General features: G+C 60.5%; 17 protein-coding genes. 14 read left to right on the top strand and 3 right to left on the bottom strand.

All coding sequences use genetic code 11. From position 1 onward, the window contains the following. Nucleotides 1-5: 5 nt before the first annotated feature. The 3 genes from DBR16_RS00880 to DBR16_RS00870 all read left to right on the top strand — a co-directional run bounded on the left by DBR16_RS00880 (nucleotide 6) and on the right by DBR16_RS00870 (nucleotide 2,675). The gene (locus tag DBR16_RS00880; protein WP_109259355.1) at nucleotides 6-455 is read left to right on the top strand and encodes a hypothetical protein; all 450 of its coding nucleotides are present in this window, start codon (nucleotides 6-8) and stop codon (nucleotides 453-455) included. Beyond that, nucleotides 445-972: an ASCH domain-containing protein gene (locus DBR16_RS00875; RefSeq protein ID WP_109259354.1), complete on the top strand. Its 528-nt coding sequence runs from the start codon at nucleotides 445-447 to the stop codon at nucleotides 970-972. The genes DBR16_RS00880 and DBR16_RS00875 overlap by 11 nt, the downstream gene beginning before the upstream one ends. 233 nt (nucleotides 973-1,205) lie before the next feature. Next, complete coding sequence (locus tag DBR16_RS00870) at nucleotides 1,206-2,675, top strand: serine hydrolase (RefSeq protein WP_161539345.1); 1,470 nt, start codon at nucleotides 1,206-1,208, stop codon at nucleotides 2,673-2,675. An 11-nt stretch (nucleotides 2,676-2,686) separates the two neighbouring features. Here DBR16_RS00870 and DBR16_RS00865 read toward each other — a convergent pair whose 3' ends face one another. Together DBR16_RS00865 and DBR16_RS00860 are read right to left on the bottom strand one after the other, a co-directional pair. Then, the gene (locus DBR16_RS00865) at nucleotides 2,687-3,100 is read right to left on the bottom strand and encodes a WecB/TagA/CpsF family glycosyltransferase (protein WP_109259352.1); all 414 of its coding nucleotides are present in this window, start codon (nucleotides 3,098-3,100) and stop codon (nucleotides 2,687-2,689) included. Further along, nucleotides 3,101-4,156, bottom strand: coding sequence for a serine hydrolase domain-containing protein (locus tag DBR16_RS00860; RefSeq protein ID WP_109259351.1), 1,056 nt, complete (start codon nucleotides 4,154-4,156; stop codon nucleotides 3,101-3,103). Between the two features lie 94 nt (nucleotides 4,157-4,250). Between DBR16_RS00860 and DBR16_RS00855 the strand changes: the two genes are divergently transcribed. Next, nucleotides 4,251-5,798 carry a winged helix-turn-helix transcriptional regulator gene (locus tag DBR16_RS00855; protein WP_161539344.1) on the top strand — a complete coding sequence of 516 codons (1,548 nt, stop codon included), beginning with the start codon at nucleotides 4,251-4,253 and terminating at the stop codon, nucleotides 5,796-5,798. A 93-nt stretch (nucleotides 5,799-5,891) separates the two neighbouring features. Here the strand turns inward: DBR16_RS00855 and DBR16_RS00850 are convergent, their stop codons facing one another. Then, complete coding sequence (locus DBR16_RS00850; protein ID WP_109259349.1) at nucleotides 5,892-7,343, bottom strand: sigma-54-dependent transcriptional regulator; 1,452 nt, start codon at nucleotides 7,341-7,343, stop codon at nucleotides 5,892-5,894. A 206-nt stretch (nucleotides 7,344-7,549) separates the two neighbouring features. Here DBR16_RS00850 and DBR16_RS00845 point away from each other — a divergent pair, with 206 nt between their 5' ends. The 10 genes from DBR16_RS00845 to DBR16_RS00800 all read left to right on the top strand — a co-directional run bounded on the left by DBR16_RS00845 (nucleotide 7,550) and on the right by DBR16_RS00800 (nucleotide 14,956). Then, complete coding sequence (locus tag DBR16_RS00845; RefSeq protein ID WP_109259348.1) at nucleotides 7,550-8,332, top strand: CPBP family intramembrane glutamic endopeptidase; 783 nt, start codon at nucleotides 7,550-7,552, stop codon at nucleotides 8,330-8,332. Nucleotides 8,333-8,392: 60 nt separating this feature from the next. After that, nucleotides 8,393-9,331 carry an alpha/beta fold hydrolase gene (locus DBR16_RS00840; protein WP_109259347.1) on the top strand — a complete coding sequence of 313 codons (939 nt, stop codon included), beginning with the start codon at nucleotides 8,393-8,395 and terminating at the stop codon, nucleotides 9,329-9,331. Nucleotides 9,332-9,419: 88 nt separating this feature from the next. Further along, complete coding sequence (locus tag DBR16_RS00835; protein WP_109259346.1) at nucleotides 9,420-9,716, top strand: aa3-type cytochrome c oxidase subunit IV; 297 nt, start codon at nucleotides 9,420-9,422, stop codon at nucleotides 9,714-9,716. 92 nt (nucleotides 9,717-9,808) lie between these two features. Beyond that, the gene (locus DBR16_RS00830) at nucleotides 9,809-10,930 is read left to right on the top strand and encodes a Re/Si-specific NAD(P)(+) transhydrogenase subunit alpha (RefSeq protein WP_109259345.1); all 1,122 of its coding nucleotides are present in this window, start codon (nucleotides 9,809-9,811) and stop codon (nucleotides 10,928-10,930) included. A gap of 14 nt (nucleotides 10,931-10,944) precedes the next feature. After that, complete coding sequence (locus DBR16_RS00825) at nucleotides 10,945-11,289, top strand: NAD(P) transhydrogenase subunit alpha (protein WP_109259344.1); 345 nt, start codon at nucleotides 10,945-10,947, stop codon at nucleotides 11,287-11,289. Next, on the top strand, nucleotides 11,286-11,696 hold the full coding sequence (locus tag DBR16_RS00820) for a hypothetical protein (RefSeq protein WP_125184473.1): 411 nt from the start codon (nucleotides 11,286-11,288) through the stop codon (nucleotides 11,694-11,696). Before DBR16_RS00825 ends, DBR16_RS00820 begins: the two co-directional genes overlap by 4 nt. 1 nt (nucleotide 11,697) lies before the next feature. Beyond that, the gene (locus DBR16_RS00815; protein WP_109259342.1) at nucleotides 11,698-11,982 is read left to right on the top strand and encodes a hypothetical protein; all 285 of its coding nucleotides are present in this window, start codon (nucleotides 11,698-11,700) and stop codon (nucleotides 11,980-11,982) included. Next, nucleotides 11,979-12,503, top strand: a complete 525-nt coding sequence (locus DBR16_RS00810; RefSeq protein WP_109259341.1) for a hypothetical protein — start codon at nucleotides 11,979-11,981, stop codon at nucleotides 12,501-12,503. The genes DBR16_RS00815 and DBR16_RS00810 overlap by 4 nt, the downstream gene beginning before the upstream one ends. Before the next feature lie 21 nt (nucleotides 12,504-12,524). After that, entirely contained in the window at nucleotides 12,525-13,925 is a 1,401-nt protein-coding gene (locus tag DBR16_RS00805) for an NAD(P)(+) transhydrogenase (Re/Si-specific) subunit beta (RefSeq protein ID WP_109259340.1), read from the top strand. 11 nt (nucleotides 13,926-13,936) lie between these two features. Further along, on the top strand, nucleotides 13,937-14,956 hold the full coding sequence (locus DBR16_RS00800; RefSeq protein ID WP_109259339.1) for a helix-turn-helix domain-containing protein: 1,020 nt from the start codon (nucleotides 13,937-13,939) through the stop codon (nucleotides 14,954-14,956). Nucleotides 14,957-14,993: the final 37 nt, after the last annotated feature.

Here is a 14,993-nt window from a genome sequence, read left to right as displayed (position 1 = left end):
CCGGCTTGCCGCGCGAGGTCGACCCCAAAAAGACCCGCAAGGCGCTGCGCCGCCTCGAACGCACACGCCGCAAGATCGCCGAAAAGCAGGGCGAGGACACGCTGTCCGAATGGGAAGACGAATTCATCACCTCGGTCGGTGACCGGCTGGAAACCTATGGTTCGGCCTTCAATGATCCCGACAAGGGCAAGCTGGATGAGGCCCTCTCCGGCCTGCAGACAGCCAAGTTGCGCGAAATCGAGAAGAAGGCGGACGGCAAGGGCCGCAAGCCGATGTCACGCGGCAAGGGTTTCCGGCAATCCGGCTTCAAGCCGAAAGCGAAATCGCCTGGTCCGCGGGTGCGGGACATCAATGAGGATCTGGAAAGCGGTGAGGCGGCGGAACCGCTTTCACCGTCCCGCCCGACCGGCCCGCCGAAGCTGCGGGTGATCAAGGGTGGAGATGATGACGCCTGATCAACGCGCCTTCTGGGACCGTTTCTGCGCAGAAACCGGACATTCCGGCGAACCGTTTGATGTCGATCAGTTCGGCGACAGCGAGGCTCTGGCGGATGAATTGCTCGGCCTCGTCCTGATCGGACAGAAGCGGGCGACCTGTGCGCTGGCCCGCTGGTATGAGCAGCCAGGCGCACGATTTCCCGAGTCCGGCGATCTGTCGATCATACTTGATGGACGCGGAAAACCCGCCTGCGTGATCCGGACGACATCTGTCGAGATCAAGCCGGTGCGCGAGGCCGATGCGCAATTTGCGTGGGATGAAGGCGAAGGCGACCGGTCCTTCGAATACTGGTGGCGCGAGCATCTGGCCTACTGGATGCGGGAAGCCGAGCGGGAAGGTTTCGCGTTTTCCGAGGACCTTCCCGCCTGTTTCGAGCGGTTCGAGCTGGTCTGGACGGGGGGTGATGATTTTCGCCTAGTGAAGCCGAAGGGAAATTGCCTCCCTCGACGCCACCCGATGGCGCGCCAGGATTAGAGGTTGTCAAGGCACGCAGCGAAGGGCCCCGCCTGCGATGATCCATTGCTGCAACGTCCAGATATGATCGACACAATGAAGGTTAAAATCTTTCAAGACTGCAGTGCCCAGAGGGATCAGACTTGTCATTGCGACCGTCAATCTCGAATGAGGACCTGCCTATGCGTAAATTCAGAATTGCGTTGTTGCCGATAATTTGCTTTTGGATCACAGGCTGCTCTGCTCCACCCGATATGGCCGATCGCGGACAGGATTTCGCAACCGACCTCGCAGCTTTCACCGAGTACACGCTGGACCGGCTCGACCGCGTTCCGGGTATCTCGGTCGCGGTCGTACGCGGCGATGAGACTGAATTTGCGGGCGGCTTCGGCCTGGCCGATATCGAGCATAACCGGCCCGTCTCCGCAGAGACCTCTTTCTACATCGGGTCTGTCACAAAGTCATTTGTAGCCCTTGCCCTTGAAATTCTTGACCGGGAGGGCGTTTTCGAACTGGATCGCACCCTGGCCGAGGCCGCGCCGGACGTGGACTTTCGCGAGGACTTGCCGGCCGGCGAGGTCACCTTGCGCCAGATGCTTTATCATACCGGCGGCATCCATTCTGATGGCTTGTCTTTCCGGCAAACCCGCTCTGGGGAGTGGACCCCCGAAATTGCCTGGGAGATGTTGCGTTATTTGCGGCCTCAGGAGGACGCCGGACCCGGCGAGTTCAATTACACCAACTCCGGATACAATATTGTCACGACCATTGCCCAGCATGAGCTCGGGTTGAGCTGGCAGGACATTGTCGAAACCTATGTGCACGCTCCGCTGGGCTTGTCACAAACCGCAACCCGCTTAGACGATGCTCGCCGCTCCGGACAGTTGGCAACGGCCTATGTCGCCGGCGGCTCGGCCTCCGGGTCCACGCCAGCCGAACTTCTGAAGTCCGACGTCACGATGCAGTCTGCCGGTGGTCACATCATGACAGCCAATGATGCAGCGCGCTGGCTCATCTTCCAGATGAATGACGGTCGTCTTGATGGCAGTCAGGTTATAGACACCGAAATTGTCGAGACCACACATCGGCCTCATGCCGGCATCAATGGGGACCATCCCTCGTTTTTGACACGCGAGCATTATGGTCTGGGATGGTTTCTCGGGCATGCGGGTCCCGACCCGGTTATCTATCATGGCGGCGGCTTTACCGGATATGCCGCGCTGTTTGCATTTATGCCCGAACGTGAGGTCGGCGTCGCCGTAATGACAAATGAGGACAGCGTGGGTGCGGTCGCTGCCGATATCATCACCGAGTTTGTCTTTGACTGGTATCGCGCTCCGGAAGAAGCATGGACCCGTGGCGTGGAGCGCCTGAACGAGGCATCTGCCCAGCTACGCCGTGAGACCCGGGCTTTGAGACTGCAGGAATTGCTGCCGCCACGGCGGGATATCCAGCTTTCCCTGCCCATCGAGTCCTATGCCGGCCGCTATATCAATGCGGAGTACGGGACAATCGATATCGCCATGGATAATGGTGAGCTGGTCGCGACAATGGGGCAGTTGTCCGCCCCCCTGACCGGAATGGGATCCGATCGAGAACGCGAGGACTGGATGCGGGTCGAGTTTTATGACGGCGAGGGAATGGTGGTCTTTTTCCGGCCGGAAGACGGGGAGGTAAATGAATTGGCCTTTTTCAGCCGCCTTTTTGTCCGGGACGGTGAATAGTTTTTGGAGCGTTATATAAAGGGGCCGGAAGCGTATGGCTTCCGGCCCCGTATTTCCTGACTCAGGCGGTCCGGGCCTGATCGACGTCGAGATCGTATTCCCGCACCTTGCGATAGAGTGTCGAGCGGTCCGTCCACCAGATAGCGTTTCCACATGCGCTGTGGTTCCTGCGCCAGACGGTGCAGCCATTCCAGACTCGCTTTCCGCATCCAGACCGGCGTGCGTTCGGCCGCGCCGCCAAGGAAGTCCAGCGAGGCGCCGACACACAGGCCGATGCCCTTGCAATCACCCCGGTCGAGACAGGCTTTGGCGATCATTTCCTGCTCTGGCGAACCGACGCATAGGAAAATGAAATGGGAAGGATTTGCGTTTTCCGAGGACCGTCCCGCCTGATTCGAGCGGTTCGAGCTGGCCTGGACACCCAGCTAGTGAGCTGATGCAAAATGGCCGACGATTTCGGCCTCGATAAGAGAGTCGGTGGCCTCGTGCATTCCGGGTGTATTGAAATCGGTTTTGGTAATAACGGCAACAACATCCAGCGCGGGTATTATCAGGACGCGGTTGCCGCCATTCCCGGCCATTTCCCAGGACAAGAAACTCTGTCCGCCGGATTCATACTCCCGCCGCCGCCAGAGAAATCCGTATCCCGTATTTTCGCGATCGGGGATGACAGCGTATTCCGCAAGTGACCTGTCGATCCAGTCTTCGGGCAAAAGATGTTGGCCATTCTGCACGCCCCCAGCGCGGTAGAGTTCCGCCAGCCGCGCCAACTCCCGCGTGGTCAGACGCATTCCGCCTCCGGCGAAGGCATCACGTCCGGCGAGCCTTTGCCATTCGGGTTGTTCGATTTCCAGGGGATCGAAAAGGCGCTCCTGCAAATAGTCGTCCAAAGGCATCCCGACCCCGCGGGCAATGGCTTCCGAGAGCACCTGAACGCCGGTTGTGCAATAGGAAAACGCTCTGCCATGCGGACGGTCGGACGCAGGCGTCTCCCAAGGCCGGTCCGCCCGGATCGGCAGATCCCAATAGAAGGAAATCCAGTCATCGACCATATACATACGTTCTTCATTGCCGCGGCTGAAATGCTCCCAGTCATTGCATTCCATCGGCCCGGTCATGGTGAGAAGGTCGAAGACCGTGATGGCGTGCTTCCTCGGGTCGTCGTCTTCGAAGGGCATCGCATCGGTAAAGATCTGTGCTATCGGCGTCTCCAGCTCGATTGCGCCATCTGCGATGGCCAACCCCGCTGCCATGCCAGTGATGGTCTTGGTGACTGACCGCGTATCATGCCGTGTGGCTGAATCCGTTCCGCGAAAATAGCCTTCATAGGTGATATTGCCACCATGAAGGATCAGAAGGCTGGTTACAGATCCATAGCGACCTTCCCTGATATGATCCGAAACTTGCTGGTCTGAAAAATCCTGAGCCTGAGCCAAGGGGCTGACCGAGAATGCAGCGGCCAAAGCGAGAAATCGTTTCACGAGAAACTCCTGATGGTTTGAGGAGCATTAAGTGGACTCGCATGCCGGTATCGGGTCAGCTAAATTTTTCTGAAGAATGATGAAGCCGTCTTTCATGGATAACCTTTTTTTCCGCAACCAGCTCCAACACGGCGACCTTTTGATTGACGTGCACAAGGGCGTTGTCCGGCGACATGAAAAAACGATCAAACTGCCGGATCTCAGTTTGCGGGTGATGTTGTGTCTGATCAAAGCCGCCCCTGCTTCTGTCAGCCGCGACGAGTTGGCGCGCGAAGTCTGGGAACAGAATCATGTGGCCGAGGAGGTCATCGCCCAGCGTATTGCTCTGTTGCGGAAAGCACTCGGCGATGACCCGGCGCACCCGGCCTTTATCCGGACTATTCGCGGCAAGGGATATTGCTGGATAGCTTCGCGGTCTCACCTATCGCTCTGGAATCTGGGAGCCGCTGCCGTTTTCGCCATCCTGTTATTATCGGCAGGCTGGATGGCATTCGGAGGAGTCGGCAATGAGGCGCCAACCGCTCAACCGACAGCAATTGCCGTGAATGACCAGCTGGCTCCATTGCTGATCCGGGCTCGTGAACAGCTCGCCGTCCAACAGGCCGAAGAAACAAGCCGGGCTGTCAGGCTGTTCGAGGAAGCGTTGCTTATTGCGCCGGATTCTTTCGAGGCGATAACAGGTCTCAGTTTCGCCCTATCAACAAGGACGACAAAATTCACACCTGCGGAAAGCGATTCCCTACGGGCAGAAATACTGGCCCGAACCGCTATCGCAATGGATGATCAGTCTGCGTCTGCATGGCATGCATTGGGCTATGCGCTGGATAGCCAGGGCCGGGTTGGTGAAGCAATTGCAGCCTATGAACAATCCTATGCTCTGGATCCACGGGAAATGGCGGCCGGGTCGAGCGCAGCGTATCTCGACATTATATCTGGACGTTTTCACAGCGGACTGTCGCAGGAGCTGGCAGCTATCAACAGCGGCTTCCGGTCCCGATATGCCGAGATACAGATTGCTCTGGCGCTGGACCTGATGGGTTTCGCGGCTGCTAGCGATTGGATGGATCGGGCGGAGCGTGCCAATCCCGGACAATCTGTTGTTCTGGGCGCGCGCGCCGATGCCGCCATCCGCCAGGGGAATGCCCGTGGCGCTCTGGCGATACTCGAACAAGACAATGCCGAACATAATACAGAAAGACTTGCCGTGATCCGCGGCCGCGCCCTTTTGCAGCTTGGCGATCATGAGGCAGCGCTTCAGGCTTTCAATGCCGCGGGCGAGCGCGGAATTATCCTGCTGGCAGCCGTTCGTGCGCTCGAGGGCGATGTGGAAGCCGCCCTAGAGCTGGCGGGACGCACAGATCAGCCGGGTCTCGAATTTGACACTTGGCCGGAAAGCGCCTTGCGGATGGCTGAACTCATGGCCGCACTGGGTGAGGACGAAAGGGCGCTGCGTTATCTCGCGCGGGCGATCGATCTGGGTTGGCGGGACTGGCATGAAATTTCGGAATCGCCGTTTCTTGGCCGTCTGGCGGACACGCAAGGAGGACAGATATTGCTGCAGCGAATCGAGCGCGAGATCGAAGCGCAACGGCAACTTGTTTTGGCCGATAATGCGCTCAGTGTTCTGGTCAATCCGGGCTAGAATTATAGTCAAGCGCCCCCGCCCAATTGCGGAGGCGCTCAAAAGAAAACCCCCGGACGGAGCCCGGGGGTCAAGTCGCACCAAATTCTATGCTTACGCCGTGCGCGCCTGATCGACGTCGAGATCGTATTCCCGCACCTTGCGATAGAGTGTCGAGCGGCCGAGGCCGAGACGGCGGGCCACTTCCGCCATGCGTCCTGCATAGGTCTCGATGGCAAACTCGATCAGGTCCCGCTCGATGGATTCCAGCGGCCGCAAATGCCCGCCCTCATCCATGATCGGCACAGGTGGCAGGCCGGAGGTTTCACCGCCATGCTCGAATGCCATCGTATTCCCGGTCAGGGGCGGCGGCGGCAGGTCTGCAAGATCGGGCATGACGCCGGAGATCTGGGGGAAATCGCCGGGGCTGAGATAATCGCCTTCACACAGCACCACGGCGCGGAAGACCGTGTTTTCCAGCTGGCGGACATTGCCCGGCCAGTCGAAAGCGGTGAGCATGGCCATGGTTTCCGATGCGGCATCGACAACCGACCGGTTCTCCTGTGCATTGAAGCGGGTGATGAAGTGGCGGACGAGCGCCGGCACGTCTTCCTTGCGCGAGCGCAGAGAGGGCACTTCGATGGGGAAGACATTGAGCCGGTAGAACAGGTCCTCACGGAAACGGCCGGCCGCGACTTCCTGTGTCAGATCGCGATTGGTTGCGGAAATGATGCGGACATCGACCTTGACCGGACGGTTGGAGCCGACCGGATCCACTTCGCCTTCCTGAAGGGCGCGCAGCAGCTTGACCTGCATGTCGAGCGGCAATTCGCCGATCTCGTCGAGGAAAAGCGTGCCGCCATCGGCCTCCTGGAATTTGCCCATATGCTTGCCGGTGGCACCGGTGAAGGAGCCCTTCTCGTGACCGAAAAGGGTGGATTCCACCAGATTGGCCGGAATGGCCCCGCAATTGACCGCCACAAAGGGCTTGTCGGCGCGCTCGGAGGCGGCGCGGATCGCGCCGGCTACCAACTCCTTGCCGACACCGCTTTCCCCGGTGATCAGGATCGGAATGGAGGAGGCTGCGGCGCGCTGGCCCAGCCGTACCACCTGGCGCATGGCGGGGGCCCCGGCAATCATGTCTTCAAAGCCGAGCGAGCCGCCGGCGGTTTTCTTCAGCCGTTTCACCTCGCCGGTGAGGGTCTGCATCTTCAGCGCATTGCGCACCGAGACCGTGATCCGTTCCGGGCTGGCGGGCTTGATGAAGAAATCGGCGGCGCCGGAGCGCATGGCCGCGACGACGGTCTCGATTCCGCCATGCGCGGTCAGCACGATGACCGGCGTTTCAATGCCCTTGCGCTGGACCGCTTCGAGCACATCCATCCCGTCCATGCCCGGCATGACGAGATCGAGGAGCATGACGTCCACACCCCCGCGCGCCAGCATGTCCATCGCGGCTTCGCCACTGTCGGCGGAGGCGACTTCAAAACCCTGCTTTTCAAGAACCGCCTGCAACAGGCGGCGTTGCGTCGGATCGTCATCGACGATCAGCACCGTCTTAGCCATCTCACCCAAGCCCTTTCGGCTACCCAATAATTCAATTGCCGGGCCTTTGGCCTCGCCCTCCCCGGAGTTTTCTCCGGTCGAGGGGGCAATCCATCCGGGTGCCGTTATGGGACACGGGTAGTAAAATTCACGTGTATACGCCGGTGACCAAGCGTTAAGCATAAACGCCACTTGACCCGGGTGCACCGGGCCGGAATTGTCCGGCGATGAGCACGCCGCCGCCGCCCGGTTACCGCAAGGTGCCCTCACCCATATGGCCGTTCGAGCCGCATGATGTGATGTTCGACGTCGCGCCGGAGGCGCTGCGGGACTCGCGGTTGTTCTGGGTGTTTTTCTGGCCCGCACTGTCTCTCTTGACCGGCATGACGGCGCTGTATTTCGCCACAACGCTGAATGCGTTCGGTCTGGCGCCCGAAGAGATCAATCATGACGCCGTCTTCCGGTCCTATTATGCGCTGCTGATGGCGAGCGAGATCGGATTTCTCTGGTGGTTTGCCAGCTGGCTGAAATCCCGGCAGCTGGCGGCCGCCGTCTTCGATATCCGCCCGGCCCGTTTCGGCATCGAGACCGGATACGGGCTGGTGCTCTTCGGTATGAGCTTCATTTTTGCGATTGCCGCCGTGGATATGCTGCTTCCCCTGCTGCCGGTTCCCGACGTGCCAACGCCTGACCGGTTCAATGGCGGCGGATTGACCGGCACATTGCTGGTGGCCGCCTCAGTGATCATTTTCGCGCCGCTGGTGGAAGAAATCATCATGCGCGGATGGCTGCTGCCCAAGCTGGCCGCGCGGATGGGCGGGTGGATCTGGCCGATCCTCCTGTCGGCCGGCGGATTCGGGCTGATGCACATTCTCGTCGATGTCCCGACGATGATCTACGCCACGGTTCTGGGCGTATTCGCCGGTCTGGCGCGGCGGCTGACCGGCCGGTTATGGGCTCCGATCGTCCTGCATTTCGTCAATAATCTCGTTGCCTCACTGTCTTTTTGACGTTTACGTCAAGGGCAAAAGCGAATTGACGCACTGCACAATCGGGGCTAGCCGATAGGCATGAGTACTGCCTCCAATGCCCTCCGCGATATCCGCCCGCCGCTTGAAAACTTCGAGGGAAAAGCGCCGCCTCACCCTGCCTGGTTTGCAAAAGCCCTGGCGGCCCCCACCGAGAGCGGCCGGGTCGCCGTGGAAGGCGTGGACATTGTCTGGAAAGCCTGGGGGCAGCGCGGTCAGCCGGGCGTCATTCTCGTTCACGGCGGGGTCGCGCACAAGCAATGGTGGGATGCCATTGCGCCCTTCATCAGCGCGGGGCGGCGTGTGGCCGCCATCGACCTGTCCGGCATGGGAGATAGCGGCCATCGCGAGGTCTATCGCATGCCGCTTTATGCCGACGAGGTCCGAGCGGTTGCGGAGGATGCCGGTCTTTTCGAGGCCGGAAAGCCCTTTGTCGCCGGCCATTCCTTTGGCGGCTTCGTAACCATGATGTCGGCCATGGCTTTCGGTGAGGCTCTGGCCGGGGCCATCATTCTTGATTCGCCCGTGCGCCCGGCCGAGGAACAGCGCTCCTCGTCCCCTCCGCAGCGGGGCGGCAAGACCTATGAGAAGCTGGAAACCGCGGTCGCGCGCTTCCGCCTGCTGCCACCGCAGACCTGCGAGACCGTCCATGTCGTGGACCATATTGCCCGCAATTCGCTGAAACAGGTGGAGGGCGGGTGGAGCTGGAAATTCGATCCCAATCTCTGGGCCAAGCTGGAGTATCAACGCCGTGATCCGGAAGTGTTACGGGACAAGGCCCGGTGTCCGCTGGCCTTTTTCCGTGGTGCGGACACGTCTCTGGTCACCGACGAGATCTGGGCCTTCATGGCGGAGACGTTCGGACCGGAGACGCCGATGATCTCGATTCCCGACGCCCAGCACCATCTGATTCTGGATCAACCGCTGGCCGTCGCGGCGGCTCTGGAAACGCTGATGCAGTCGGGCTGGGGCCAGCGCTGACACGCCGCACCGCTTAAGACTTGGCGGACGCGAATCTGCGTGATAATCCGCACATCAATCCGGTTCAGACCTGCAGGGGGTTTTAAGAATGGCTGAGTATCAACGCGGCTCGATGGAAGTCACAGAACAGGCCCGTACCTTTTCGAGCTTTATCAGCCTGTCGGTCTGGTTTGGCGGGCTGACGGTTCTGACCATCCTTTTCCTGAGCCTGACCTTTGCGGCTCATGTCAGCTGGATGGTGTCGCTGATCATCACAACCGTTGTGGGTCTTGTTCTCGGCCTTGCCCTGGGGCTCAAGGCCAACTGGTATGCCACCGTCATCGGATTTGCAGCGGTCAGCTTCTTTGCCGCCATCATTGCCGGGCTCGTCGGCAGCCTGCTCTAGGGTCCTGACCCAAGCAGGTTTATTGCCCTTTTAATTTCTCCGGGAATCCGACAAGGTGGCGTCAGCCAATTGTGACAGGTATTCCTGACCCGATGAAAATTGCCATTCTGAAAGAGCGCCGAGACGGGGAAACCCGGGTTGCCGCTACGCCTGAGTCCGTCAAGAAGCTGATTGCGGCCGGACATGATATCCAGATCGAGAAAGACGCGGGCGCTTCGGCCAGCATGCCCGACAGCCAGTATGAGGCGGTGGGCGCGAAATTGGGCACGCTTGCCGCAACGCTGAAAGGCGCCGATGCCGTATTTGCTGTGCGGGCACCGGATGCTGAAACACTGGCCAAACTGCCGAAGGGCTGCCTGCTGGTCGGGCAGCTGGAACCGCATGGGGACAAGGCCCGGGCGAAGGCTTTCGCCGAAGCCGGGGTCAATGCGCTGGCCATGGAATTCACGCCCCGGATCACGCGGGCGCAAGCGATGGACGCGTTGTCCTCGCAATCCAATCTTGCCGGCTATCGCGCCGTGATCGAGGCGTCGCAAATCTATCGCCGGGCCTTTCCGATGATGATGACCGCCGCCGGCACGATTGCCGCTGCAAAAGTCTTCGTCATGGGGGCCGGTGTCGCCGGTCTGCAGGCGATTGCCACGGCCCGCCGCCTGGGCGCGGTCGTGACCGCCACTGATGTCCGTCCCGCGGCCAAGGAACAGGTGGCCTCGCTGGGCGCGAAATTCGTTGCGGTCGAGGATGAGGAATTCAAGGCGGCGGAAACCGCCGGCGGCTATGCCAAGGAAATGAGCAAGGAATACCAGGCCAAGCAGGCCGAGCTGGTCGCCAGCCATATCGCCAGGCAGGACGTAGTAGTGACGACGGCGCTCATTCCCGGACGCCCGGCGCCGAAACTGATCACAAAAGCCATGGTCGAGGCGATGAAGCCGGGCTCGGTGATTGTCGATCTGGCCGCCCCGATGGGCGGGAATTGCGAACTGACGAAAGCCGACGAAATCGTCGAGCACAAGGGTGTGTCGATCGCCGGTTTCTCGAATCTGCCGGGACGGCTCGCAGCCGATGCTTCCAGCCTCTATGCGCGCAATCTCGTCAATCTGACGCCGCTCCTCGTGGGCGAGGATGGCGCGCTGGCCCCGCACTGGGATGATGAAATCATTATCGGCATGACACTGACGCGCGACGGCAAGGTCGTGCACGAAACGCTGAAATAGAACGGAACGCTCTCATGGACGCTGTTGATCCGATTACCCTCCGCCTCGCCATTTTCGTGATGGCGATATTCGTCGGCTATTATGTGGTCTGGTCGGTGACCCCGGCGCTGCACACCCCGCTGATGGCGGTGACCAATGCCATTTCCTCGGTGATCATTGTCGGCGCATTGCTGGCGGCAGCGGCCCCGGCGCTGACCGGCGAGACCTCCGGCGCCTCCAGCTTTGCCAATGTGTCCGGTGCGATCGCGGTGATCCTCGCCAGTGTGAATATCTTCGGCGGCTTCCTCGTCACCCAGCGCATGCTGGCCATGTACAAGAAAAAGGAAAAGCCGGCGGCAGGCGATGGAGGCAAATCATGATGCGTCTCTTCTTCATCATCCTGCTTGCCTTCGCTTTCTCCGGGCTGGCCGATGCCCAGCAGCGCGCGCGCCTGACCAGTCAGGACGCGCGACCTGGACCGGGGGCTGCCCAGTGCCGGGTGGCGGAGCTTGTCTTTGCCCGTGGCGGGGCCGGTTTCGTCTGCGATATGGGATCGGACGGCCGCGCTCTGATGGCCACCGACGGGGGGACGCGCCCCGGCGGTATTTCCGCTTTCATGAGCTGGCTGCTGGAATCCCGCCAGAGCGGTTCAGCCCGCAATACGATCACGGTCAATTACGAGGCCGCCGACAGTGCGACGCAGGAAATCTGCGACGCCTCGAGGCTTCGTGGCGCCAGCGCCCGTTCGGCCATCACCTGCTATCGCATCCTGGCGATCGTGGACTAGGATGCGCGTTTTGCTCGCTCTCTTTTTCCTAATGACAGGTGCCGCCGTGGCGCAGGCACCTGATATGGGCGAGGGCGTCGTGACACGCTGCATCGTCGATCAGGCCATGCTGACGGAGGTAGCCCTTCAAATCACGTGCGACTGCGGCAGTTTTGAAACTCCGAACCTACACGATGTGATGGAAATCGAGCTGGACTATGAAAACCGGCGCTGGCGGGCCGAGCGGGACGAATCATGGATGTCCGAAATGTCTATAACCAAGCCACGAGCAGGAGATTTGTTGTGAGAGCCTCTGCCTGTCTAATCTGGACTGCCGCCACGGCATGCCTGCTGGCCAGCCCCTCGCTGGCCCAGGAAAGGCGGGTTGAATCGCAGCAGATCCAGACCGCACCGGCACAGCGGCTGGAGCAGAATGACGATACGCCGACAATCTCGCGCCGTGTGCTGGATCTGGCGACACAGGCGGACGAGGCGGAGGACAGCGATCGGCCGGGCCGGGAACGCGGCCTCGCCAGCAATTATTTCGTGAGCTGCCCGGATATCCGCTCCGTCTCGATGCTGGAGGTCATGATCCGCCTGCGCTGTTATGATAGCGATCGCCACGGCAATTCCAATTATACCCTGCGCATCGCTGGTTATGACGATGTCGAAGCGCGCGCGCAGGTCCGGAGATGGTTTGCCAGCGAGTTCCTGCAATCCGTCTATCACATCATGGAAACGCCGGGCGCGTCGCTCGCCATGCGGGTCAGCGAATCGTCGAATGGCGAGACGTATATCAACACTTACGAAATCCAGTATGAGGAATAAGGGGCCATCCCGGGGACAAACATGAACGCTGATCTTGCTGCCATTCTCTATCTCGTCTCGGGCGTGCTGTTCATTCTGGCCCTGCGCGGCCTGTCGCATCCGGAAACCGCCCGGCGGGGCAATTATTTCGGCATGGCCGGCATGGCCGTGGCGATCATCACATCGCTGCTGGCCGCCGGTGTGGGTTTCGGCAGCTTCCTGGTCATTGCCGGCCTGATGGCCGTTGGGGGCGGTGCCGGTGCCATCGTGGCCAAGCGGATCCCGATGACAGCGATGCCGCAGCTGGTCGCGGCCTTTCACTCCCTGGTCGGCATGTCGGCCGTGCTGGTGGCGCTGGCGGCCTTTTACCGGCCGGATGTCTTTCACATCGGTGTCGCCGGGGACATCAAGCAGATCAGCCTGGTTGAATTGTCGCTGGGCTCGGCCATCGGGGCCATCACCTTTTCCGGCTCTGTGATCGCATTCATGAAACTGCAGGGCCTCGTCTCCGGCGCACCGGTCATCTTCAAGGGCCAGCACTGGGTGAATCTGGCGATGGGCGGATTTATTGCCCTGATGATTATCTTCCTGGTCGCTTCAGGCGGTCAGCTGACCTTCGCCTTCTGGGCGCTGACGATTGTTGCCTTCGTCCTCGGCGTGACCCTGATCATCCCGATTGGCGGCGCCGACATGCCGGTCGTTGTGTCGATGCTCAACTCCTATTCCGGCTGGGCAGCAGCAGCGCTCGGCTTCACACTGGAAAATACCGCATTGATCGTGACCGGTGCGCTGGTCGGCTCGTCGGGGGCCATCCTGTCCTACATCATGTGCAAGGGCATGAACCGCTCCTTCATCTCGGTCATTCTCGGCGGATTTGGCGGCGAAGCGGCCGGCCCGACCGGCGAAGGTCCGGGCGGTACGGTCAAGCAGGGCTCGGCGGATGACGCCGCCTTTGTGCTGAAGAATGCCCGCAAGGTCATCATTGTGCCGGGCTATGGCATGGCCGTCGCACAGGCGCAGCACGCGCTGAAGGAAATGGCGGACACGCTGAAGCATGAGGGCGTTGATGTTGCCTATGCTATCCATCCCGTCGCGGGCCGCATGCCCGGGCATATGAATGTGCTGCTGGCGGAAGCCAATGTGCCCTATGACGAGGTGTTCGAGCTGGAAGACATCAATTCGGAATTTTCCAATGCCGATGTGGCCTTCGTGATCGGTGCCAATGATGTCACCAATCCGGCGGCGGAAGATGATCCGTCCTCGCCGATCTATGGCATGCCGGTGCTGCAGGTGTGGAAGGCGGGCACCGTCTTCTTCATCAAGCGCTCGCTCGGCTCGGGCTATGCCGGGGTGGAAAACCCGCTCTTCTTCCGTGACAACACAATGATGCTGCTGGGCGATGCCAAGAAGATGACGGAGTCCATCGTCAAGGCGATGGACTGACCGGCGGCGCGATGGATGCCGCGGTCCTCATCGACCTTCTGGTTCGCGGCGCCCTTCTGGGGCTCCTCGCGCTTTACATCTTTCTGTTCGGATTGATTGGCCGCGGGTTTGATGCGGCGCGGCGCGGCGCTTTGCTCGCATTCGGAATTGCCTGCTACGCGATCAACTCTTCTCCCACTATCGGCCCCATTCAGCCGGAATGGCTCAGCGCAGTCATTATCCCCTTCACGATTCTGAATCCTGTTTTCCAATGGTGGTTTACCGGCGCGCTGTTCAAGGACCGGTTTCCAATTCTTGGTTGGCGATTGATTCCGGCCGGCCTTTTGCTGACCAATTATGCCGTCTGGGACGCAAATCCGATCCAAATGGGCATACACGTGTTTCTGTCCGTGGCGACCTTTGCCCTGGTTATCTGGCTGCCCCTGCAAGACCGGGCTGAAGACCTGATCGAGCGCCGGCGCGCCCTACGTGCCATTTTCTCGCTCGCGGCTGGCGCGCTGGGCATCTTCCTGATGATCAATGAGTGGGTCACCGGCCAGGTCGCGCAACAGGGCGGCGCGCTGTTGTTGATCACCACCCTGTTTGGCGGGGTCTTCCTGACTTTGCGGCGGGACTTGCTGGCGCCACGACCAGTTCTGCCGCAACAGGAAGCCCGGCGCCGTATGATGCCGGAAGACACTCACTTTCTCGACAAGCTGACGGCGCTGATGAATCAGGGGATCTATCGCGAGGAAGGTCTGACCGTTGCGAAACTGGCGGAGCATGTGGGCGTGCCCGAACACCGTCTGAGAAAGATCATCAATCAGGGCCTTGGTTACCGGAATTTCTCCTCATTCCTGAATGAGCGGCGGATTGGCGAAGCCAAGGCGTGGCTGGAGAATCCGGAAAATGGTCTCACGCCTGTTTCGGGGCTGGCCTATGATCTTGGCTATGCTTCGCTGGGACCTTTCAACCGCGCCTTCAAGGAGGTCACAGGCCAGACGCCAACCGAATACCGCCGCGCGGCGCTGACTGATTCCGGAAAAGACTGACTGATTTCGCAAAGTGGCTGCCGGGTTTTGAATCCGG

Source organism: Hyphobacterium indicum, assembly GCF_003129605.1.
In the GTDB taxonomy this organism is placed as follows: domain Bacteria; phylum Pseudomonadota; class Alphaproteobacteria; order Caulobacterales; family Maricaulaceae; genus Hyphobacterium; species Hyphobacterium indicum.
The sequence above is the reverse complement of the archived record's forward strand: the minus strand, read 5'-3'. Positions and strand labels throughout refer to the sequence as shown.